General features: G+C 73.6%; 17 protein-coding genes. 10 read left to right on the top strand and 7 right to left on the bottom strand.

The genetic code is table 11. From position 1 onward, the window contains the following. Window positions 1-19 precede the first annotated feature (19 nt). Window positions 20-1,057, bottom strand: coding sequence for a helix-turn-helix domain-containing protein (locus tag OG625_RS35620; RefSeq protein WP_329389248.1), 1,038 nt, complete (start codon window positions 1,055-1,057; stop codon window positions 20-22). Between the two features lie 109 nt (window positions 1,058-1,166). On the opposite strand from OG625_RS35620, the gene OG625_RS35625 reads away from it, so the two are divergent. Then, window positions 1,167-1,865: an alpha/beta fold hydrolase gene (locus OG625_RS35625; protein ID WP_329389250.1), complete on the top strand. Its 699-nt coding sequence runs from the start codon at window positions 1,167-1,169 to the stop codon at window positions 1,863-1,865. A gap of 43 nt (window positions 1,866-1,908) precedes the next feature. Here the strand turns inward: OG625_RS35625 and OG625_RS35630 are convergent, their stop codons facing one another. Continuing rightward, window positions 1,909-2,322 carry a DUF3224 domain-containing protein gene (locus tag OG625_RS35630; protein ID WP_329389252.1) on the bottom strand — a complete coding sequence of 138 codons (414 nt, stop codon included), beginning with the start codon at window positions 2,320-2,322 and terminating at the stop codon, window positions 1,909-1,911. A gap of 102 nt (window positions 2,323-2,424) precedes the next feature. On the opposite strand from OG625_RS35630, the gene OG625_RS35635 reads away from it, so the two are divergent. Together OG625_RS35635 and cpt are read left to right on the top strand one after the other, a co-directional pair. Continuing rightward, a complete protein-coding gene (locus tag OG625_RS35635; RefSeq protein WP_329389254.1) occupies window positions 2,425-3,471 on the top strand; it encodes a helix-turn-helix transcriptional regulator in 1,047 nt (348 codons plus the stop codon). 16 nt (window positions 3,472-3,487) lie between these two features. Beyond that, entirely contained in the window at window positions 3,488-4,021 is a 534-nt protein-coding gene (gene cpt / locus OG625_RS35640) for a chloramphenicol phosphotransferase CPT (RefSeq protein WP_329389257.1), read from the top strand. Window positions 4,022-4,038: 17 nt separating this feature from the next. Here the strand turns inward: cpt and OG625_RS35645 are convergent, their stop codons facing one another. Beyond that, window positions 4,039-4,632, bottom strand: coding sequence for a TetR/AcrR family transcriptional regulator (locus OG625_RS35645; RefSeq protein ID WP_329389259.1), 594 nt, complete (start codon window positions 4,630-4,632; stop codon window positions 4,039-4,041). A 92-nt stretch (window positions 4,633-4,724) separates the two neighbouring features. On the opposite strand from OG625_RS35645, the gene OG625_RS35650 reads away from it, so the two are divergent. Further along, the gene (locus tag OG625_RS35650; protein ID WP_329389261.1) at window positions 4,725-5,180 is read left to right on the top strand and encodes a VOC family protein; all 456 of its coding nucleotides are present in this window, start codon (window positions 4,725-4,727) and stop codon (window positions 5,178-5,180) included. A 25-nt stretch (window positions 5,181-5,205) separates the two neighbouring features. Here the strand turns inward: OG625_RS35650 and OG625_RS35655 are convergent, their stop codons facing one another. Then, window positions 5,206-5,931: a hypothetical protein gene (locus tag OG625_RS35655; RefSeq protein WP_329389263.1), complete on the bottom strand. Its 726-nt coding sequence runs from the start codon at window positions 5,929-5,931 to the stop codon at window positions 5,206-5,208. A 165-nt stretch (window positions 5,932-6,096) separates the two neighbouring features. Between OG625_RS35655 and OG625_RS35660 the strand changes: the two genes are divergently transcribed. The 3 genes from OG625_RS35660 to OG625_RS35670 all read left to right on the top strand — a co-directional run bounded on the left by OG625_RS35660 (window position 6,097) and on the right by OG625_RS35670 (window position 9,962). Further along, on the top strand, window positions 6,097-6,978 hold the full coding sequence (locus tag OG625_RS35660) for an alpha/beta fold hydrolase (RefSeq protein WP_329389265.1): 882 nt from the start codon (window positions 6,097-6,099) through the stop codon (window positions 6,976-6,978). Window positions 6,979-7,066: 88 nt separating this feature from the next. After that, the gene (locus tag OG625_RS35665) at window positions 7,067-7,516 is read left to right on the top strand and encodes a VOC family protein (protein WP_329389266.1); all 450 of its coding nucleotides are present in this window, start codon (window positions 7,067-7,069) and stop codon (window positions 7,514-7,516) included. Window positions 7,517-7,565: 49 nt separating this feature from the next. Continuing rightward, entirely contained in the window at window positions 7,566-9,962 is a 2,397-nt protein-coding gene (locus OG625_RS35670; RefSeq protein WP_329389268.1) for an excinuclease ABC subunit UvrA, read from the top strand. A gap of 12 nt (window positions 9,963-9,974) precedes the next feature. On the opposite strand, the gene OG625_RS35675 is transcribed toward OG625_RS35670, so the two are convergent. Then, window positions 9,975-11,045, bottom strand: a complete 1,071-nt coding sequence (locus OG625_RS35675; RefSeq protein ID WP_443067833.1) for a saccharopine dehydrogenase family protein — start codon at window positions 11,043-11,045, stop codon at window positions 9,975-9,977. 100 nt (window positions 11,046-11,145) lie between these two features. Here OG625_RS35675 and OG625_RS35680 point away from each other — a divergent pair, with 100 nt between their 5' ends. Continuing rightward, the gene (locus OG625_RS35680) at window positions 11,146-12,099 is read left to right on the top strand and encodes a helix-turn-helix domain-containing protein (protein ID WP_329389270.1); all 954 of its coding nucleotides are present in this window, start codon (window positions 11,146-11,148) and stop codon (window positions 12,097-12,099) included. Between the two features lie 26 nt (window positions 12,100-12,125). Here OG625_RS35680 and OG625_RS35685 read toward each other — a convergent pair whose 3' ends face one another. Beyond that, window positions 12,126-13,886, bottom strand: coding sequence for a putative Ig domain-containing protein (locus OG625_RS35685; protein ID WP_329389272.1), 1,761 nt, complete (start codon window positions 13,884-13,886; stop codon window positions 12,126-12,128). A gap of 1,078 nt (window positions 13,887-14,964) precedes the next feature. Here OG625_RS35685 and OG625_RS35690 point away from each other — a divergent pair. Together OG625_RS35690 and OG625_RS35695 are read left to right on the top strand one after the other, a co-directional pair. Beyond that, a complete protein-coding gene (locus OG625_RS35690; protein ID WP_329389274.1) occupies window positions 14,965-17,514 on the top strand; it encodes a helix-turn-helix transcriptional regulator in 2,550 nt (849 codons plus the stop codon). A 163-nt stretch (window positions 17,515-17,677) separates the two neighbouring features. Continuing rightward, the gene (locus OG625_RS35695; RefSeq protein WP_329389276.1) at window positions 17,678-18,343 is read left to right on the top strand and encodes a GNAT family N-acetyltransferase; all 666 of its coding nucleotides are present in this window, start codon (window positions 17,678-17,680) and stop codon (window positions 18,341-18,343) included. A gap of 37 nt (window positions 18,344-18,380) precedes the next feature. Here OG625_RS35695 and OG625_RS35700 read toward each other — a convergent pair whose 3' ends face one another. Continuing rightward, window positions 18,381-19,346, bottom strand: coding sequence for an EamA family transporter (locus OG625_RS35700; protein WP_329389277.1), 966 nt, complete (start codon window positions 19,344-19,346; stop codon window positions 18,381-18,383). Window positions 19,347-19,357 lie beyond the last annotated feature (11 nt).

The raw sequence follows: 19,357 nt of genomic DNA on the forward strand, positions 1-19,357 counted from the left end.
GGGCTGGACTTCCCGGGGCTCACCCCTCGTCGAGCAGCCGCCACGCGGTGAGGGCGAGCCCGGCCCGGACCAGGCCGGCGGGTTCGGTGAGTTCGATGCCCCATGCCTTCGCGATCTGTTCGAGCCGCCGGGCGACGCTGCTGTGGTGCAAGTGGAGCAGGTCGGCCGCACGGCGCAGGGAGCCGGTGGAGCAGTAGGCGTCCAAAGTCTCCAAGTCCTCCGGGTTGGCGGCGATCCGGGCGACGGCGGCCACGTCGACGTTGTCGCGGGAGGCGTCCCGGGGGATCTCGGCCAGCAGCGCCAGGGCCCCCAGGCCCGCGTACTCCACGACCGGGCGGCGAGGAGTGGTGAAGCGGAGGGCGGTGCGGGCCTCCCGCCAGGAGCGGTCGGGGCTCTCGGCGGCGCCGATGCCCGCGCGTACGCCCGCCGGGAGCCGGGTCCAGTCCACCGTGGTCGCCAGGATGACGCCCACGTCGGCGAGGAGCGCCGCCTTCACCGGGCGGGCCGGGCAGATCAGGCCGCCGATCCGGTCGAGCGGCAGCCGCGACCGCACGGCCACCACGCGGACCGGCAGGCCTGCGGCGAAGCCCAGGAGACGTAACGCCCGGGCCCGGCCCGCCTCGTCGGTGTCGGCGCCGATCACCAGCTCGACGAGGGCCGGGTCGGCCATGGTGGTGCGGGCCGGACCGTACCGCTCGGCGACGGCCGCGGCGGCGAGGGCCAACCGCTCCAACAGCACCTCGTCCAACGGGCCGGGCGGGCCGGGGCGTTCCAGCCACACCGTGCCGATCTCCTCCTCGTCGAGGACGATCGGCCGTGTGCTGGAGGCGGGCGCCGGCGGGAGGCCGGCCTCCCTGCCGTCGGGCGACACGCGCGTCACCTTCCCCGTACCGTGCAGCCGGATCCCGGCCACGCACTCGGCCAGACCCGAAGAGGCCCGGGCGAGCGCCGCCAGATCCACCCGACGGCGCATCAACGTGTCGTAGAACGCGACGACTCGGATCACGCCGTCGACGTACGGATCCAGTCCCGACAGCCGTACGGCCAGTGCCTCCATGACAGGAGGATAGGGTCCCGCGCCGGGGAGCGGAGGCGCCGAACGGTGCGCGATCCGGCTGGGACACCCGACGGATGTCGGACGAAGACCTCTCCACTACGGTGGGGCCATGACGGAATTCGTATTGGTCGCGGGTGCGTGGCTCGGGGCGTGGGCGTGGGACGACGTGGTGCCGGAGCTGCGTGCGGCCGGTCACGGTGCGCACGCGGTGACGTTGTCCGGCCTCGCCGAGAAGCGGGGTGTGCCGGCGGGGCAGCAGACCCATGTCCAGGACATCGTGGACGAGGTGGAACGCCGGGATCTGCGCGACGTCGTCCTGGTCGGGCACAGTTACGCGGGCATCCCGGTCGGTCAGGCCGCCGAGCGCATCGGCGACCGGCTGGCCCGGGTGGTCTTCGTCGACTCCAGTGTGCCGACCGACGGCGAGTCGTTCGTCTCCGCCTGGTGGGAGGGACCGGCGAAACTGGAAGCCGCGATCGCCGCGAACGGCGGCTTCTGGGCATCGCGGACCGCGGCCGAGTTCGAGGGTCAGGGCCTCACCGAGGAGCAGACGGCCCGGATCGTGGCCGGCTCGACGCCGCACCCGGGTGCGCCGCTGGCCGAACCGGCCGTGCTGACGCGACCGCTCGGTGAGCTTCCGGCGACGTACGTCAAGTGCCTTCTCGACGGCGCCGAGCCGAGCGAGGACGTGGCCAAGCTGCTGACCGGCGAGCACTGGCGGCTGGTCCGGATGGACACCGGGCACTGGCCGATGTTCTCCCAGCCGGGCGAACTGGCGCGGATCCTCCTGGACGCGTCCGCGGAGTAACCGCCGCGGTCGCACGCCCCGTCGGTCAGGGGCCGTCCAGCGCCTACGCGAACGTGAAGGTGAAGGTGTAGGCGACGGACTCCTCGCCGTGGCGGTGGTCGAAGCCCCCGGAGCCGGCGAGTCCGGTCAGCTCGCCGGTGCCCGAGCCCGGGACCACCTCGAAGCGGCAGCGGGTGCCGGAGGCGTCGAACTCGCCCCGTTCCTCCAGGGCGAAGGTCCCCTTGCGGCCTTCGACGCTGCCGGACAGGAGCTCCATTCCGGCGTAGGTGCCGGTCGTCTCCCCGGTGTACGCGATCGTGTAAGAGCAGCTCGTGCCCGGAGCCTCGATCGCGCCGGAGAAGGAGTTGGTCACCGAAGCGCGGGCGAGCCGCGGGGTGGTGTCGGCCGGGCCGACGGGGTGTTCCTCCCAGTCGGCGAAGGTGAAGCGGCCGGTGGCGGTCTGCGGGGGCTTGGTCATGGTGGTCCTCCTGGTGCTGTGCGTCGCTCGCTCGCTGGGTGCGGGAACAGCCTGTCCGTCGTACCTGACACCTTCTGTCAGGTACGACGGACAATGGTCCGCATGCGCGCCGACCGGCTCCTCTCCCTGCTCCTCCTGCTCCAGAACCGCGGCCGGATGACCGCCCCCGAGCTCGCCGCCGAGCTGGAGGTGTCGGTCCGTACCGTCTACCGGGACATCGACGCGCTGGGGGCCTCCGGAGTCCCCGTGCAGGCCGACCGCGGCCCGGCCGGCGGATACCGGCTGATGGACGGCTACCGCACCCGGCTCACCGGCCTCACCGACGCCCAGGCAGGCTCGCTCTTCCTCGCCGGGGTGCCCGGCCCCGCGGGGGAACTCGGCCTCGGCGCCGATCTGGCCGCCGCCCAGCTGAAGCTCCAGGCATCCCTGCCCGCCGAACTCGCCGCCCGGGCCCGGCAGATCCAGGCCCGCTTCCACCTGGACGCCCCGGCCTGGTTCCGCGACGCCGACCCCGTCCCGCACCTCGCGCAGATCGCCCGGGCGGTGTGGGACCAGCGGATCCTGCGCACCCGCTACCGCCGCTGGGGCGGCGAGGTCCACCGCGAGGTGCTCCGTGAACTGAACCCCCTCGGCCTCGTGGTCAAGGGCGGCATCTGGTACCTCGTCGCCCGGGCGGACGAGGCGGCGGTGCGGACCTACCGCGTGGGGCGGTTCCTGGCCGTGGAGACCCTGGACGAGGGCTTCGAGCGGCCGGCCGGCTTCGACCTCGCCGGCTACTGGGAGGAGACCTCCCGACGCCTGGAGGGCTCGCTCCTGCGCCAGACCGCCGCCCTGCGGCTCTCCCCGCGCGCCCGGAAACTGCTGCCCATGCACTTCGGCGCAGCGGGCGTACGGGCCCTCGCCGACGCGGAATCGGCGGGCCCGGACGCCGTCGACGCGGAGGGATGGCTCCATGTCCACCTCCCCGTGGAGACGCACGCCGTCGCGGTCGGCGACCTGCTCCGTCTCGGCCCCGAAGCCGAGGTCCTCGGCCCGCCCGAACTGCGCCACGCGGTCGCCGAGGCGGTCGCCGCGCTGGCCGAGCGCTACGCCCCGCCCCAGCACCTTCCGGAATTCGTTTCACGGCGTGCGGAAAGCGTCCTACGCTGACGCGGTGGCGACTCGGATGATCATTCTCAACGGTGGTTCCAGCTCGGGTAAGTCCGGGATCGTGCGGTGCCTGCAGGAGGTGCTGCCGGACCCGTGGCTGGCGTTCGGATGCGACTCCTTCGTCGACGCCCTGCCCGCGCGCCTGCAGACGTCGGACGAGGGCATCACGTTCGACGCGGACGGAGGGGTGAGCGTCGGGGCCGGGTTCCGGGAGCTGGAGGCGGCCTGGATCGAGGGGGTCGTGGCCATGGCCCGCGCCGGTGCCAGGATCGTCATAGACGAGGTCTTCCTCGGCGGAGCGGAGTCCCAGCGGCGGTGGAACAAGGCTCTCGACGGGCTGGAAGTGCTGTGGGTGGGCGTCAGGTGCGAGAGCGCGGTCGCCGCGGGCCGTGAGATCGCACGCGGGGACCGGACCCCGGGGATGGCCGCGGCGCAGGCGGACCTGGTGCACGAGGGCGTGTCCTACGACCTGGAGGTGGACACGACACACTCCGAGTCCCTGGTGTGCGCGCGCACCATCGCCGACCGCATCGCCGACCGCATCGGCTGACGTGGCGCCGTCGGCGGTCAGACGACGCGCAGTGCCCCGAGCAGTTGCCCCAGCGTCTCCTGGGTGTGTTCCAAGTTCACGGGGTCGGGGGAGGAGGCCAGCCAGAGGGCGGCCTCGTTCATCGCCCCCGACAGCAGGTGGACCAGCGGTGCGACGGGCCTGGGCGCGATGATTCCCGCCTCGGCGAGGGAGGCCAGTGCGTCGGCGAGGTGCCTGGCCGACGCGGCCTCGTCCATCGCGCGCCACTCGGCCCAGCCCAGTACGGAGGGCCCGTCGACGAGCATGATCCGCTGAAGGTCCGGATCGGTGGCCGCGGTGAGGAACTCCTGGCAGCCGACGGTGAATTGGTCCCACGGGTCGTCCTGGGCATCGGCGGCGCCGGCGACGCGCCGGCCCACCTCCTGCTGTACTTCCTCCAGGACGGCGCGGAAGAGCTCCGGCTTGCCGGAGAAGTGGTGGTAGAGCGCCCCCTTGGTCACCCCGGCGGCGCGGACGATCTCCGCCAGGCTGACGGCGGCGTAGCCCTGCTCGGAGAACAGGCGCCTGCCTTCCCGCAGCAGTGCCCGCCTGGTCTGCTCCCGCTGCCGCGCCCGGACGCCCTGCTCTGGCATCGCGCTCCCTCTCTCCGCACACCCTTTGACATACCAACGGTACGCGAATACCGTCTCTCACATACCAACGGTACGTGAATGGAGTGTGGGTCATGAAACCGACCGGCTTCTATCCGGTGATCGGCACGGCGAAGCTCAAGGAGTCCCACGACTTCTACACGCGACTGCTGGGGTTCGAGACGACGTTCACGGCGGACTGGTACGTCAGCCTGCGCCACTCGGGGAACCCCGCCTACGAACTGGCTCTCCTCGACCACACCCACCCCAGCATCCCCGAAGGGCACCGCGCCCCCGCCCAGGGCCTGCTCCTCAACTTCGAAGTGGCGGACGTGGACGCGGAGTGGGAGCGGCTCGTCGTACGGGAAGGGCTGCGGCCCCTCCTGGAGCTGCGCAGCGAGGACTTCGGGCAGCGTCACTTCATCGTGGCCGACCCGAACGACGTGCTGATCGACGTCATCACGCCCATCGAGCCCACGCCGGAGTACGCCGCGCAGTATGCCGACGCGGCAGCCGGCGACGCAGGAACGGGGGAAGGCGGACGGGCCTGACCCTGCGCGGCCGCGGACCGGGGGATCAGGAGATCGCGTACCACTGGCTGGCCCAGCCCGTGTTGATGGTGCTGACGGACTGGTCGGCGAGGGTCAGGGTGGGGGGCAGCGAGGTCTGACCGGTCAGGAGGGTGCTGTAGCGGAGCTTCGGCGCCGTCAGGCCGGCGTTGACCGAGATGCCCGCCCCCGTGGCCTTGAGCGTGAGCCCGTTCGTGGCCCAACTGCCGTTGAGAAGAAGGGCGATGAAGTAGGTGCCGGGGGCCGCGGTGAACGGCTTGCCGAGGGCCAGCGGCTTGGCGATCGGGTCGGTCATCAGCTGGGGAGAGATGTCCGGGGTGGCCGACAGCAGGGTGCCGTTGGCGTCGTACACGCCGAGGTAGCAGTTGGCGAGCTGGGCGTTCGGGTCGATGCCGGCCAGGCCCAGCCAGATGTTCGACCAGGTGATCTGCTCGCGCAGGACGATCCGTACGAGGGTGACCCGCCCACCGACACCGGCGGCCGACTGCGCGGTGACATGACCCGCGTCATTGGGGTCGCCCGTCCAGGCCAGCAGGTTCTGGTCCTGCGGCCGGGGCCCGTCGAAGCCGGCCCCGCCACCCGGCGCCGGCACGGGAGCGGCCGGAGCGGCGGAGCTCGCGGGGGTCGCGGCCCCGCCCCGGTTCCCGCCCGGAGCGGAGCAGCCGCTCAGGATCAGCATCGTTGCGAGCGCGGCGACGAGGCCGGTCGTGGCCGTGATGGTGCGGGTGCGCATGGTCCCCCCATGAGGTGCGGATGTATCGACGGGACATGGTCACACGGGCCGCTCCCGTGATCGTCGCCGGGCGAATCCCGAAGGAGTTCGCGCGCGGCCGATGAGTTTCGGCGGGAGCGCCGGTCTACCCCCGTGACGACCTGCCCCACCACCGAGGAGACGGCCATGCCCGAGATCGAGACCCGCACCCTGGACGCCGTGGGCGCCACGCTCGGCTACGACATCCGCAGCGGTACGAACGCCGGCGCGGCCGGCGAGCCCGCCCTGCTGCTGGTCGGCTCGCCGATGGACGCCACCGGGTTCGCCACCCTGGCCTCGTACTTCACCGACCGGACGGTCGTCACCTACGACCCCCGCGGGGTGGGCCGCAGCCGCCGTACCGACGGCGCGCCGGAGAACACGCCGGAGGAGCACGCCGACGACCTGCGCCGCTTGATCGAGGCCCTCGGCACCGGTCCGGTGGACGTGTTCGCGAGCAGCGGCGGCGCCGTCAACGCGCTCGCCCTCGTGGAGCGGCACGGTCCCCTCGTGCGCACCCTCGTGGCGCACGAGCCGCCGACCGCGGACGTCCTCCCGGACCGGAAGGTGGCGCTGGAGGTCTGCGCGGACATCCACGCGACCTACCTGCGCGACGGGATGGGACCGGCGATGGTCAAGTTCTTCGCGGTGGCGGCCCGCAAGGGGCCCTTCCCCGCCGACTGGGCGGGCGAGCCGGTTCCCTCGCCCGCCCAGTTCGGACTGCCGACCGAGGACGACGGCTCGCGCGACGACCCGCTCCTGGGCCAGAACATGCGGGCCTGCACCGGCTACCGGCCCGGATTCGACGCGCTCCGCGCCGCGCCCACGCACATCGTCATCGCGGCGGGCAAGGAGTCCGAGGGGGAGTTCCCCGCGCGCGCCGCAGCCGAGATCGCCGCCTCGCTCGGCACCGAGCTGAGCGTGTTCCCGAGCCACCACGGAGGCTTCCTGGGCGGGGAGTACGGGCAGCAGGGTGCCCCGGCCGAGTTCGCGGAGGCGCTGCGCGAGGCACTTCGTACCGGCGAATGATCCCTCCGGGGGAGGGCCCGGCGCATCGACCGGAACCGATCAGGAATGGAGAAGCCCTGGTCAGGGAGGCGCGGCTAGCGTGAAGGACATGGACAACACCGATAACACCGGCATCGCCGACGTCACCGTTCACTGGACCTTCCTTCCGCACACCGACCCGGAGGCCTCCCTGGCCTTCTACCGCGACGTCCTCGGCTTCGAGGTCCGCAACGACGTCGGGTACGGCGAGATGCGCTGGATCACCGTCGGCCCCGCCGGCAGCCCCGGGACGGCCATCGTCCTGGAGCCGCCGGCCGCCGACCCCGGCATCACCGAGGACGAGCGCCGTACCGTCGCCGAGATGATGGCCAAGGGCACCTACGCCCGCATCACCCTCGCCACCACCGACCTCGACGGCACCTTCGAGCGGCTGCGGGCCGGCGGAGCGGAGTTCGTCCAGGAGCCCACCGAGCAGCCCTACGGCGTGCGCGACTGCGCGTTCCGCGATCCCGCGGGCAACTTGATCCGGATCAACGAGTCGCAGTGCGCCCGAAGCTGATTAGATCGAACTGATGCTCCGCAAGATCCCGCGCAACGATGGAGACACGATGAGCAAGGCCACGAGGACGGACACGCGGACGCCCGCGCCGCACGCTGCCGACAGCCACGACTTGATCCGCGTGCACGGCGCGCGCGAGAACAACCTCAAGGACGTCAGCATCGAGATCCCGAAGCGCCGACTGACGGTGTTCACCGGTGTGTCCGGCTCGGGCAAGAGCTCGCTGGTGTTCGACACGATCGCCGCGGAGTCGCAGCGGCTGATCAACGAGACCTACAGCGCCTTCGTCCAGGGCTTCATGCCGACCCTGGCGAGACCCGAGGTCGACGTCCTCGACGGACTGACCACCGTGATCACCGTCGACCAGCAGCGGATGGGGGCCGACCCCCGCTCCACGGTCGGCACCGCCACCGACGCCAACGCGATGCTCCGCATCCTCTTCAGCCGGCTCGGCACGCCGCACATCGGCTCGCCCAAGGCCTTCTCCTTCAACGTCGCCTCGATCAGCGGTGCGGGCGCCGTCACCGTGGAGCGCGCCGGACAGAAGGTGAAGGAGCGCCGCAGCTTCAGCATCACCGGCGGCATGTGTCCGCGCTGCGAAGGCCGGGGCGCGGTCACCGACCTCGACCTGACCCAGCTCTACGACGACTCCAAGTCCCTCTCCGAGGGCGCCATCACCGTGCCCGGCTACACGGGAGGCGGCTGGAACTCCCGGCTCTACAGCGAGTCGGGCTACTTCGACCCCGACAAGCCGATCCGCAAGTACACCAAGAAGGAGCTCAACGACTTCCTGCACCGCGAACCGACCCGGATGAAGATCGCGGGCATCAACATGACCTACGAAGGGCTGATCCCGCGGATCCAGAAGTCGATGCTCGCCAAGGACAAGGAGGGCATGCAGCCGCACATCCGGGCCTTCGTGGACCGGGCGGTCACCTTCACCACCTGCCCCGAGTGCGACGGCACGCGGCTCAGCGAGGGGGCCCGGTCCTCGAAGATCAAGGGAGTCAGCATCGCCGACGCCTGCGCGATGCAGATCAGCGACCTGGCCGAATGGGTCCGCGGAGTCGGTGAGCCCTCGGTGGCGCCGCTGCTCGACTCGCTGCAGCACACCCTCGACTCGTTCACGGAGATCGGTCTCGGCTACCTCGCCCTCGACCGGCCGGCGGGCACCCTGTCGGGCGGCGAGGCCCAGCGCGTCAAGATGATCCGCCACCTCGGCTCCTCGCTCACCGACGTCACGTACGTCTTCGACGAGCCCACCACGGGCCTGCACCCCCACGACATCAGCCGGATGAACGACCTGCTGCTGCGCCTGCGGGACAAGGGCAACACGGTGCTCGTCGTGGAGCACAAGCCGCAGACGATCGCGATCGCCGACCACGTCGTCGACCTGGGCCCGGGCGCGGGTCAGGCGGGCGGCACCGTTTGCTTCGAGGGCACCGTGGAAGGGCTGCGGGCCGGCGGCACCATCACCGGCCGGCACCTTGACGACCGGGCCGGGGTGAAGGAGAAGACGCGGACGGCCACCGGCACGCTGGAGATCCGGGGTGCGACGGCGCACAACCTGCGCGAAGTCGACGTCGACGTCCCGCTCGGGGTGCTCTGCGTCGTCACCGGGGTCGCCGGCTCCGGCAAGAGCTCCCTCGTGCACGGCTCGATCCCGGTGGGGGACGGAGTGGTGTCGATCGACCAGGCCCCGATCCGCGGCTCGCGGCGGAGCAACCCGGCCACGTACACCGGACTGCTCGACCCGATCCGCAAGGCCTTCGCGAAGGCCAACGGGGTTAAGCCGGCGCTGTTCAGCGCCAACTCCGAGGGCGCCTGCCCCAACTGCAACGGCGCCGGCGTCATCTACACCGACCTGGCGATGATGGCCGGGGTCGCCACCACCTGTGAGGAGTGCGAGGGCAAGCGGTTCGACGCCTCGGTGCTGGAGTACCACTTCGGCGGCCGCGACATCAGCGAGGTGCTCGCGATGTCGGTGACCGAGGCCGAGGCCTTCTTCGGCGACGCCGACAGCGAGGCGCGCACCCCGGCCGCGCACAAGATCCTGGAGCGGCTCGCCGACGTCGGGCTGGGCTACCTCAGCCTCGGCCAGCCGCTGACCACCCTGTCCGGCGGCGAGCGGCAGCGGCTCAAGCTGGCCACGCACATGTCCGAGAAGGGCGGGGTCTACGTCCTCGACGAGCCGACCACCGGCCTCCACCTCGCCGACGTGGAGCAGCTGCTCGGCCTGCTCGACCGGCTCGTCGACTCCGGCAAGTCGGTGATCGTCGTCGAGCACCACCCGGCGGTCATGGCCCACGCCGACTGGATCATCGACCTCGGCCCCGGCGCCGGTCACGACGGCGGCCGGATCGTCTTCGAGGGCACCCCCGCGGACCTCGTCGACGCCCGGTCCACCCTCACCGGCGATCACCTGGCGGCGTACGTCGGAGGCTGACAACGGGTCTCCCTAGCGGCTCAGTTCGAGCGAAAGGTGCGCGGACAGGGCCCGCAGGAACTCGGGCGCGTCGAAGACCGCTCCGGCGGAGGCGACACCGGCGGCCGTCCCGGTCCGTCCGGTGAGGACGCGGTGGACCGCCTCCACCGCGAGCGGCGCGCTGACGGCGTAGATGTCCCGGCCGCTCGCCACGGCGCGCCGCTGCTCGCCGCCGGAGCGCACGACGACGTCGACGAGGAAGGACTGAGCGGACCGGCCGAACTCGTCGACCGCGGTCGGCGCCGGGGTGTCCGGCGCCGCCAGTTCGCCGGCCGCCTCGGCCGTCATGTAGGTGCGCACCTCGGGGACGGCCAGGTGGCTGGGGACGGTGACGACATCGGCCATGGTGAACTCCCCGATCACCTCCCGGGCTCCCATCGGCTCGGGGAAGGACCACTTCAGCGTCGGCAGGGCGTCGTCGTGGTACTGCAGCCGCCCCTGGCTGAAGCGGACGCGCCGGCCGTCCCTGCGCTCCCCGGAGACCTTTCCGGCGGCGCGCGTTCCGGCGGTGGGGTGCCAGCTGTTCAGCCCGTACGCGACGTGCGCCTCGTCGGCCCGCGTCCAGTCGCCCATCGCCGCGGTGACGAGCAGATCGCCGAGGCCGCCGAAGAAGGCCATCGCGGGGATCACCAGGGTGCCCGCGGCGCGGGCGCGGTCCGCGTACTGCGCGAACGTGTCGACGTTCGCCTCGATCTCCGCCGCCACGTCCACGTACGGGATCCGGGCGCGCAGGGCAGCCTCGATCACCGGGGCCGCGGTGGTGGCGAAGGGCCCGGCGGTGTTGATCACGGCGGCCGCCCCGGCCACCGCGCGGTCGAGGGCGGCCGGGTCGTCGACCGGGGCCGGGCGGACTTCGATTCCGGGGTGGGAGGCCGCGAGCTCGCGCAGCTTCTCCGCGTCACGTCCGGAGGCGATCGGGCGGAAGCCGCGCTCCAGCAGCTCCGCCACCACGAAGCGGCCGGTGTGCCCGTAGGCGCCGTACACCGTCACGGCCTGCCCTGCCTGCACCGTCTGTCCTGCCTGCACCGTCTGACGTGCACTCATGAGATTCTCCCGCTGCTCGAATGTTGAACTATGAACATCATGCGGGGGGTGATCGCCAGGCGCGAGTGTCCGGAACGACATGGCCCGTACAATTTCGGACATGACCACTGTCGCGCTGGCCGTCACCGACGGAATGCTGCACTTCGAACTGTCCTTGGCGTGCGAGGTCTTCGGCTATGACCTCTCCGGCGTGGCCGACCCCTGGTACAGCCTCGCCGTCTGCGGGCCGGGCGCCGTGCGGCTCGGCAGGTTCCGGCTGGAGCCCGACAGCGGGCTCGACCGGCTTCCGCACGCCGACCTGGTGATCGTCCCCGGCTGGGCCGACATCGACGTGGACCCGCCCGCGGAACTGGTCGACGCGGTGCGCGCCGCCCACGAGGCCGGCGCGCGGGTGGCCTCCCTGTGCACCGGCGCGTTCGTGCTGGCCGCGGCCGGGCTCCTCGACGGCCGACGCGCGACCACGCACTGGGCGCACACCCAGGCCCTGGCCGAGCGCCATCCACGGGTGGAGGTCGACCCGGACGTGCTCTACGTGGACAGCGGCAGCGTGCTTACCTCCGCCGGCAAGGCCGCCGCCATGGACCTGTGTCTGCACCTGGTCCGCCTCGACCACGGCTCGGCGATCGCCAACGCCCTCGCCCGCCGGCTGGTCGTGCCCCCGCACCGGGCCGGCGGCCAGGCCCAGTTCGTTCCCGCCCCCGTGCCGGCCCAGGACGACCACCCGCTTGCCGACCTGTTCCCCTGGGCGATCGAACGTCTCGACCGGCCGCTGACCGTGGAGGACCTGGCCCGTCGGGCGAACATGAGCTCGCGCCACCTAGGCCGCCACTTCCGGTCGGTGACCGGCACCACCCCGCTCCAATGGCTGCTGACGCAGCGGATCCGGCGGGCCCAGGAGCTGCTGGAGACCTCCGGCGACAGCGTCGACGCCATCGCCGAGGCCACCGGCATGGGCACCGCCGCATCCCTGCGCCGGCACTTCAACCGCACCATCGGCGTACCCCCGGACGCCTACCGGCGCACCTTCCGCAGCTCGCGGTCCGGCGGCGGCTGACGGGCCGCCACCGGGACCGCGCGCGGTCAGGACCAGACGGTGAAGGTGACCGTGACGGAGGCCTTCTTGCCGGCCGCGTCGGTGACCGTGAGGGTCGCGTTACGGAAGCCCCAGGCGGTCGGTGTGCCGGAAACGACGCCCGTGGTCGCGTTCAGGGTCAGCCCGGCCGGGAGGTTGACGGCGGTGAAGGTGTACGGGGTGGTGCCGCCGGTCGCCTGGAGTGGCAGGTTCACCGGGCGGCCGATGTACACGTTCTGGCTGCCGGGGTTCACCAGCGTCGGGGTGCCGGTTCCCGGGGTGGTCACCGTCCACGTGAACGCGGCGCTGCCCTTCTTCCCCGCGGCGTCGGTCGCGGTGACCGTGACCTGCGAGGTACCGGCGGTGGTCGGGGTGCCCGAGACGGTGCCGGTGGCGGAGGCGATGGACAGGCCCGTCGGCAGGCCGGTGGCCGACCAGGTGTACGGGGCGGTGCCGCCTTCCGCGCTGTTGCGCAGTTCGACGGGGGTGCCGGTGACGCCGTTCTGTGGGGAGACCGCGGCCACGGTCACCTCACCCGGCTGCGGGGTGGAGGTCACCAGTGAGGCGCCGAAACGGCCGAGCGCCTCGTTGACCGGCTGGAAGATCGTGAACTTCTCGCCGCTGCCGCTCGAACACGTGGCGCTGCCGCCGCCCGAGTGGAGGCCGACGGCCTTCCCGCCGCTCGCGGTGACGTAGCTGCCGCCCGAATCGCCGCCGGCCGAACAGGCGTTGGAGTAGGACAGGCCGTCGATCACGACGTTGCCGTAGTCCACGCTCTGATCGACCTTGGTCACCTCGCCGCACTGGAACCCGGTGGTCTGCCCCGAGTGGCAGACCGCGGTCCCGACGACGGCCTCCGCGGAGCCGGTCACGGTCACGTCGCCCTTGCCCCAGCCGGCCACGGTGGGCACCAGGCTCCAGCCGCTCTGGTCCACGTCCACGATGCCCATGTCGCCCTCACGGGCGTTGACGCTGCCCGTGCCGCCCTTGTTGGAGGTTCCGACGCGGCTGCCGTCCTTGCCGTACGCGGCCTGGCTGACGTCGTTCGTGCAGTGCCCGGCGGTCAGGAAGGCCTTGCCGCCGCCGCTGCCGGTGCGGGTGACGGCGAAGCCGATCGAGCAGGGGCTCTCGCTGCCCGGTATCCACTTCTCGCCGCCCACGACGTTGCCGCCCTGCTGGCGGGGCGCGTCCTGGGACTCGACGACACGTACGAGGTCGCCGAGGGCCGCCAGCCGCGTACGCAACTGCGCCGTCGCGGTGGTGGAACGGGCCGGGTCGACGGTGACCTCGACCCGGTTGGCCCGTACGTCGGCCCCCCAGGACAGCAGCCCGGGAACGCCCTCGGCCCACCGGCCGACGGTGCGGGCCGCCGTATCCAACTGGGCTCTCGAATAGCGGGCTTCATGTGCCACCGCACCGGCCCGGCGGACCGCGGAGGCGTCGCCGGGCGCGGTGACGGCGGCGTGCAGCCGGCCGTCGGAGGCGTCGAACCACAGCCCCGCGACACGGTCGCCGACGGTGGCGCGGACGGCGGTGGCGGCGCGGGCGGCCTCCTGCTCGGCGGCGATCCGGTCGCGGACGCCCTCCGCGGACAGGCCGAGGTCGCGGGCCATGGCGGCCCGGACGTCGGCGGGAACCTGGACGGCGGGGGAGTTTCCGGGGACCTGGGCCGTGCCGGTTCCGGCATGGGCCGGCATCGCGGCCAGCCCGGCCAGGGTGGCCGCGGCCACGAGAGCGGCCGGCACGGACCGGTGGGTTGCAACGCGCATGGGCGGAGCGTTCCTTTCGGACAGGGGGCCGCCGGTGACGGGTGATCACCGGCGGGCTCACGCGCCCAGGGCGGGGAGTCGGGGTGTGCGGGGAGGTGGTGCGGAACTCGCTGCCCTGGGACGGCCCACAGCGTCCGGGCCCGGGGACGGCGCCGGTATCCGGAAAGACCCTTGCGTCGTCCGCGCCGGATAGCGGACGCGCGCGTCGAGGTCGGTGCCGACGTCGGCACCGGTATCGCTATCGGGGAGATCCCTTGCACCGGCCACATCCACCGCCACGCCGTTGTCCGGAGCCGGAGCGGCGCCTACCGTGCCCGGTGTGAACGCAGACACCGGAGCCGGTACGAGCGGACGCGCGTGTGAGGGAGGCTGGGCCGGCCTGGTCCGCACCGCCCGCGAACTGCTGGAGCAACGCGGACGGTTGGCCGTCACGGGGTGCTGGGGCGCGGGCAAGAGCACCCTGCTGGACGCCCTGGCAGCCGACGAGCCCCCGGGCAGGCGCTGCCTGCGGATCCACGCGCAGGAGGGCGACGAGGACGTCCCGAACGCGGCACTGGCCCAACTCCTCGGCGCCCTACGGGAAGCCCACCCGCCAGGCACGCCCGCCGCCCGCCTACTCCTCGTCCCGCCGGACTCCGCGCTCCGGGATGACCCTGGAGGCCCGACTGCCCCGGCGGGCATGGCGGCCTCGGTTGGTCCGGCGGACCTGCTTGGCCCCGTAGCCCTGGCCGCCGCCGTGCCCGGCGGGGCCGGAATGGTGGGCGCGCCAGACATGGCGGATTCGGTTGGCGGGGCCGGCCTCGCGGGTGTGTCTCGCCCGGCGGACCCGGTGGGCCTGGTGGGCGGGGCCGGTCAGGCAGGTGCGGCAGGCATGGCGGCCTCAATTGGCCCGGCAGGCCGGGGAGGCGTGTCAGGTGCGGCGGGCATGGCCGACTCAGCTGGGCGGGCCGACCCGGTTCGTCCCGCAGTCCTGACAGTTGCGGCCGGCGGGGCAGGAATGGCGGGCGCGGTAGACACGGCGGCCTCGGCCGGTCTCGCGGACCCGGTTGGCCCGGCAGGCCGGGCTGGTGGGGTGGGCGTGGCGGAATCGGTTGGCCCGGCCGGCGTCGCGGGCGTGGCTCGTCCGGCGGACCCGGTTGCCCCGGCCGACCCGGTTGGCGGTTCCGCGCTGCGGCTGCGGCTCGGGCTTGTCGGGCTGTTGGCCGACGGGCCGCCGGTGCTCCTGCTCGTCGACGGCGCCCAGTGGGTGGATCCCGCGAGCGCCGATGCCCTCGGGTATGCCCTGCGGACCCTGCCGCCGGGCCGGGTGGCCGTCGTGGCCTGCGAGCGCACCGCGGGCCACCCCGGTGCCGCGGCCCGCCTCCTCGGCGGGCACCCGCCCCTGCTCCACGTACCGCCGGCCGGCCTCACCGAGACCGCCGCAGCCTTGGAGCGGGTCGGCCTGCCCGCACGCTGGGCCGGGCCCGTGCACCAGTACTGCGGAGGGCACCGGGCCCTCCTCGCCGGCTTCTGCCGCTCCCTCGCGGAGACCGCGGGCCGGGGGGCCGCCCTGCCCGGGCGCCCCCGGGAGGTCCGCGAGCTGGCCGGGGCATGGCTGGCCACCGTGCCCCCGGAGGTGCGGGCCACCCTCCAGGTCGCCGCGCTGGCCCGGCGCCCCGACGCCGACCTGCTGCGCCGGGCGGGCCGCCCCGAGGCCGAGGACCACCTCGAACACGCCGTCCGCGCGGGCCTGCTGACCCTGGACCCCGACGGCGCGGCCGAGCACGGCTTCCCGGCCGCCGCGGAGGACGCGGTACCCGCCCGGGCCCGGTTCGCCGCGGCGGCACTCGCCGAGGCGGCCGCCGCCGCCGCGACCGCAGGGGAGCGCCGCCGCATCCACCGCGCGCTCGCCGACGCCGTCCGCGACCCCGTCCGGCGCGCCCGCCACCGGGCCCTCGCCCAGGACGGTCCCGACCAGGCGACCGCCGAGGACACCGCCAGGGCGGCGGCCACCGCACGGGAGGCGGGCCAGCGCCTGCTCGCCGCGGAACTGATGCTCCTGGCGGCCCGCCTGACCCCCGTGGACCGGCCCGAACCGCGCCTGGAGCGCCTCGCGGCGGCGGCCCGTGACGCGGCCGCCGCCGGCTCCGTCGACCTCGCGCGTCAGGCGGCGACCCTGATCGCCGAGGACCGGGGCAGCCCGGCTCAGCGGGTACACGCCCTCCTGGCCGTGGCCGACGCACACGGCCAGGACCTCGCGGAGACGGCGCCCCTGCTCGCCACCGCACGCAAGACCGCCGCCGGGGACCCGGCGCTGCTCGCCGCCGTAGAACTGCGCCGGTCCGTCCAGGCCAACGTGGCCGGAGGCGACGCCGCCCGCGCCCTCCACCACGCCGCCGCCGCGACCGAACTCGCCCGGGCCTGCGGCGACGTCCCCCTCGAAGCCGCCGCCCTGACCATGACCGCCCGCATGGAACGCGTCCTGGGGCGCCTCGACAGCGCCCCCGTCACCCTGGCCGCGGCGCTCGCCCTGGACGTGCCGCCGCCCCGCATCGGCATCCGCAACAGCCCCGAGTACCTCGCCGCGCGCCACGCCGTCTTCGACGGCCGGCTCCCGGAAGCCCGCCGCATGCTGGCCGGCCTCCTGCCCGTCGCACAGAGCGCGGGGGAGGCGGAGGACCTGGTGGACATCTGGCGCAGCCTCGCCGAGGTGGACTCCGGGCTCGGCGCCTGCGCCCGCGCCCTCCGGTGGGCGGAGCGTGCCGTCGACCTCACCGCGGCGGCCGGCATGTCACCGGGGCCCGCCTGGTACACCGCCGCCCTCGCGCACAGCTGCGGCGGCACCTTCCCCGAGGCACTGCGGTACGCCGCCCAGGCCCTGCGCGCGTCCCGAGAGGAGCAGGACGCCCTCCACACCACGCGCAGCCTGTGGGTGCTGGGCGCCGTCCAGCTGCACACCGGCCAGGTCGAGCGCGCCGCGGCGGCGCTGGCCGAGGTCGCCGAGCTCGAAGCCCGGGCCGGAGCCGCCGACCCGGCCGTCCTGCGATGGCAGGCCGACGCCGTCGAGGCCCTCGCCGCGTCCGGCCGTACGGCCCGTGCCCGTACCCTCCTGGACGGAATGGAGGACCGCGTCGGACCGCACACCGGCCATGCGGCACTGCGGGCGGCCCTCACGCGCGCCCGGGCCGCCTGCCGCCACCTGGATGGCGCACACGACGAAGCCGTGGAACTCCTGGAGGACGCCGCCCGAGGATTCGCCCGACTCGGCCTGCCCGTCGAGGAGGGCCGCACGCACCTGGCCCGCGGCCGCGTCGAACGCCGCCGCCGACGCGCGGCGGCAGCCCGTACGGCCTGGGAAACGGCCCGAGCCCTCTTCGAGGAAGCCGACGCCCGCCCCTGGACGGCCCTGACCGACGACCACCTCTCCCACCTCCCCGGCCACCCGCCCGCCCCGCACGACGGCCGGGCGCCGGAACTGACCGACCACGAGCGGCGCCTCGCCGGCCTGGTCCGCGCCGGCGCCACCAACCAGCAGGCGGCGCAGCAGATGTTCATCTCGCCCAAGACCGTCGAGACCATGCTCAGCCGCATCTACCGCAAACTGGGCATCCGCAACCGCACCCAGCTCACGGCCACCCTGAGCCCCTGAACGTCCCTCCGCGCAGCGCCGTTTCGGACCGCTCAGGCCACGGCTCGTCGGGACGGCACGAAGGACTTGGCCGAGCGACCTGCCCCCATGGTCGGATCCGACTCCCGTCACGTAAGGTCCATTTAACAGCAGTAACTATTACCAATCAGGGGGGCGGGCGGCCATGCCGGACACCGGGATCAGTGAGCTCGTACGGATGTGGATCGACGGCTGGGTCGTCTCCCGCGGCAGCTCGGACCCGATCGACGAGCCGTGGGGGTGGACGATCGACGTCGGGCAGCCCAAGCACGTCGCCCGGCACGTGCTGCCGGAGCCCACCGAGGGCGATGTGCGCAAGATCGTCGCCGCGACGAGCGCGCCCGGGACATGGCTGAAGCTGTTCGCCGAGGACCGGGCGGTCCTGCCCTGGGTCGGGCCGGGCTGGCGGCGGGACATCCCCGGCTTTCTGATGACCTGCCACCTGGTACCGGAGCGCCCTGAGCTGCCGGCCGGGTACACGCTCACCAGCTGGACCCGGGGCGGTGTCAGCCGAGTGCTGGTCCGCACGCGCGACGGGCACTTCGCCGCCCGTGGACAGATCGCCCACGTCGGCGCCCATGTCGACGCCCATGTCGTGGTCGACCAGGTCGAGACCGCCACCGAGCACCGGCGCAGGGGCCTCGGCGGCCTGGTGATGCGCACGCTGCAGGACACCGCGTACGAGGCCGGTGCAAGGACCGGCCTCCTGGTCGGCACGCCCGAGGGCCGGGGGCTCTACTCCTCGCTGGGCTGGACCGTGCGCTCCCCGATGACGAGCCTCTGGTACGAGCCGTCGGATGCCGTCCAGTGAGCACCGTGGTGGTGCACCTCCAGCCGGGCGGGCAGGGCTAACGTGGCGGCCGCGACGGCCACGGCAGCCGCGGCCGGCGCGGGCTGAGCTGGCCCGCGACGAGTGCCGCCAGGGCGAGTCCGAAGCCGCCGAGCTGGCCGGGCGAGAAGGATTCACCGAGCATCAGCGCGCCGATGACCGCGGCGACCAGGGGAGACAGCAGGACGAGCATGGCCGTCGCGGTGACCGGAAGCCGCCCGAGACCGCGGAACCACAGCACGTGGGCGATGAAGCCGCCCACCGTGCCGAGCCAGAGGTAGCCGGTCACCGCGGAGCCGTCGAGGTGCGGGGGAGCTCCTTCGAAGAGCACGGTGAGCGGGAGCAGGGCCAGTCCGCCGGCGGTCAGCTGCCACCCGGCGAGCGCCGCCGGGCCGACTCCGGCGGGACGCCCCCAGTGCTTGGTGAGTACGATCCCCAGCGCCATCGAGCCGGCCCCCGCGAGCCCCGCGAGGACCCCGACCCCGTCGAGTCGCGCACTCGGTCCGAGGACCACCAGCCCGACGCCGACCACCCCGGCGACCCCCCAGCCGATGCGCCAGGCCGAGGCCCGCTCCCGCAGCACGACCACCGCCAGCCCCGCGACCATGAGCGGCTGGACGGCGGAGAGGGTTCCGGCGACGCCACCCGGGAGCAGCTCGGCCGCCACGAAGAGGAACGCGTAGACGGCGCTGATGTTGAGGGTGCCGAGCGCCGCCGCCTTCCACCACCACGTGCCGCGCGGCAGTACCCGGGTGACCAGCAGGAGCAGCAGCCCGCCGGGCAGCGAGCGCAGCAGAGCGGCGAACAACGGGTGGCCGGGCGGCAGGAGTTCGGTCGTCACCGCGTACGTCGTTCCCCAGGCGGCCGGCGCGAGGGCCGTGGCGGCGATCAGCGCGAGGGTGCCGCTCGCCCGGCGGGCGGCCGTGGAGCGTGGGGCCGGCGCCGCGGGCGACGGCGCCTGCTGCCGGGGCGGGGAAGTGGTCATGCGGGCAGTCT

It is taken from the genome of Streptomyces sp. NBC_01351 (assembly GCF_036237315.1).
GTDB lineage: Bacteria > Actinomycetota > Actinomycetes > Streptomycetales > Streptomycetaceae > Streptomyces.

Excerpts from the sequence above, each read along its gene's own strand:
- OG625_RS35620 (WP_329389248.1), bottom strand. The coding sequence starts at position 1,057 with ATGGAGGCACTGGCCGTACGGCTGTCGGGACTGGATCCGTACGTCGAC.
- OG625_RS35625 (WP_329389250.1), top strand. The coding sequence starts at position 1,167 with ATGACGGAATTCGTATTGGTCGCGGGTGCGTGGCTCGGGGCGTGGGCG.
- OG625_RS35630 (WP_329389252.1), bottom strand. The coding sequence starts at position 2,322 with ATGACCAAGCCCCCGCAGACCGCCACCGGCCGCTTCACCTTCGCCGAC.
- OG625_RS35635 (WP_329389254.1), top strand. The coding sequence starts at position 2,425 with ATGCGCGCCGACCGGCTCCTCTCCCTGCTCCTCCTGCTCCAGAACCGC.
- cpt (WP_329389257.1), top strand. The coding sequence starts at position 3,488 with ATGATCATTCTCAACGGTGGTTCCAGCTCGGGTAAGTCCGGGATCGTG.
- OG625_RS35645 (WP_329389259.1), bottom strand. The coding sequence starts at position 4,632 with ATGCCAGAGCAGGGCGTCCGGGCGCGGCAGCGGGAGCAGACCAGGCGG.
- OG625_RS35650 (WP_329389261.1), top strand. The coding sequence starts at position 4,725 with ATGAAACCGACCGGCTTCTATCCGGTGATCGGCACGGCGAAGCTCAAG.
- OG625_RS35655 (WP_329389263.1), bottom strand. The coding sequence starts at position 5,931 with ATGCGCACCCGCACCATCACGGCCACGACCGGCCTCGTCGCCGCGCTC.
- OG625_RS35660 (WP_329389265.1), top strand. The coding sequence starts at position 6,097 with ATGCCCGAGATCGAGACCCGCACCCTGGACGCCGTGGGCGCCACGCTC.
- OG625_RS35665 (WP_329389266.1), top strand. The coding sequence starts at position 7,067 with ATGGACAACACCGATAACACCGGCATCGCCGACGTCACCGTTCACTGG.
- OG625_RS35670 (WP_329389268.1), top strand. The coding sequence starts at position 7,566 with ATGAGCAAGGCCACGAGGACGGACACGCGGACGCCCGCGCCGCACGCT.
- OG625_RS35675 (WP_443067833.1), bottom strand. The coding sequence starts at position 11,045 with ATGAGTGCACGTCAGACGGTGCAGGCAGGACAGACGGTGCAGGCAGGG.
- OG625_RS35680 (WP_329389270.1), top strand. The coding sequence starts at position 11,146 with ATGACCACTGTCGCGCTGGCCGTCACCGACGGAATGCTGCACTTCGAA.
- OG625_RS35685 (WP_329389272.1), bottom strand. The coding sequence starts at position 13,886 with ATGCGCGTTGCAACCCACCGGTCCGTGCCGGCCGCTCTCGTGGCCGCG.
- OG625_RS35695 (WP_329389276.1), top strand. The coding sequence starts at position 17,678 with ATGCCGGACACCGGGATCAGTGAGCTCGTACGGATGTGGATCGACGGC.
- OG625_RS35700 (WP_329389277.1), bottom strand. The coding sequence starts at position 19,346 with ATGACCACTTCCCCGCCCCGGCAGCAGGCGCCGTCGCCCGCGGCGCCG.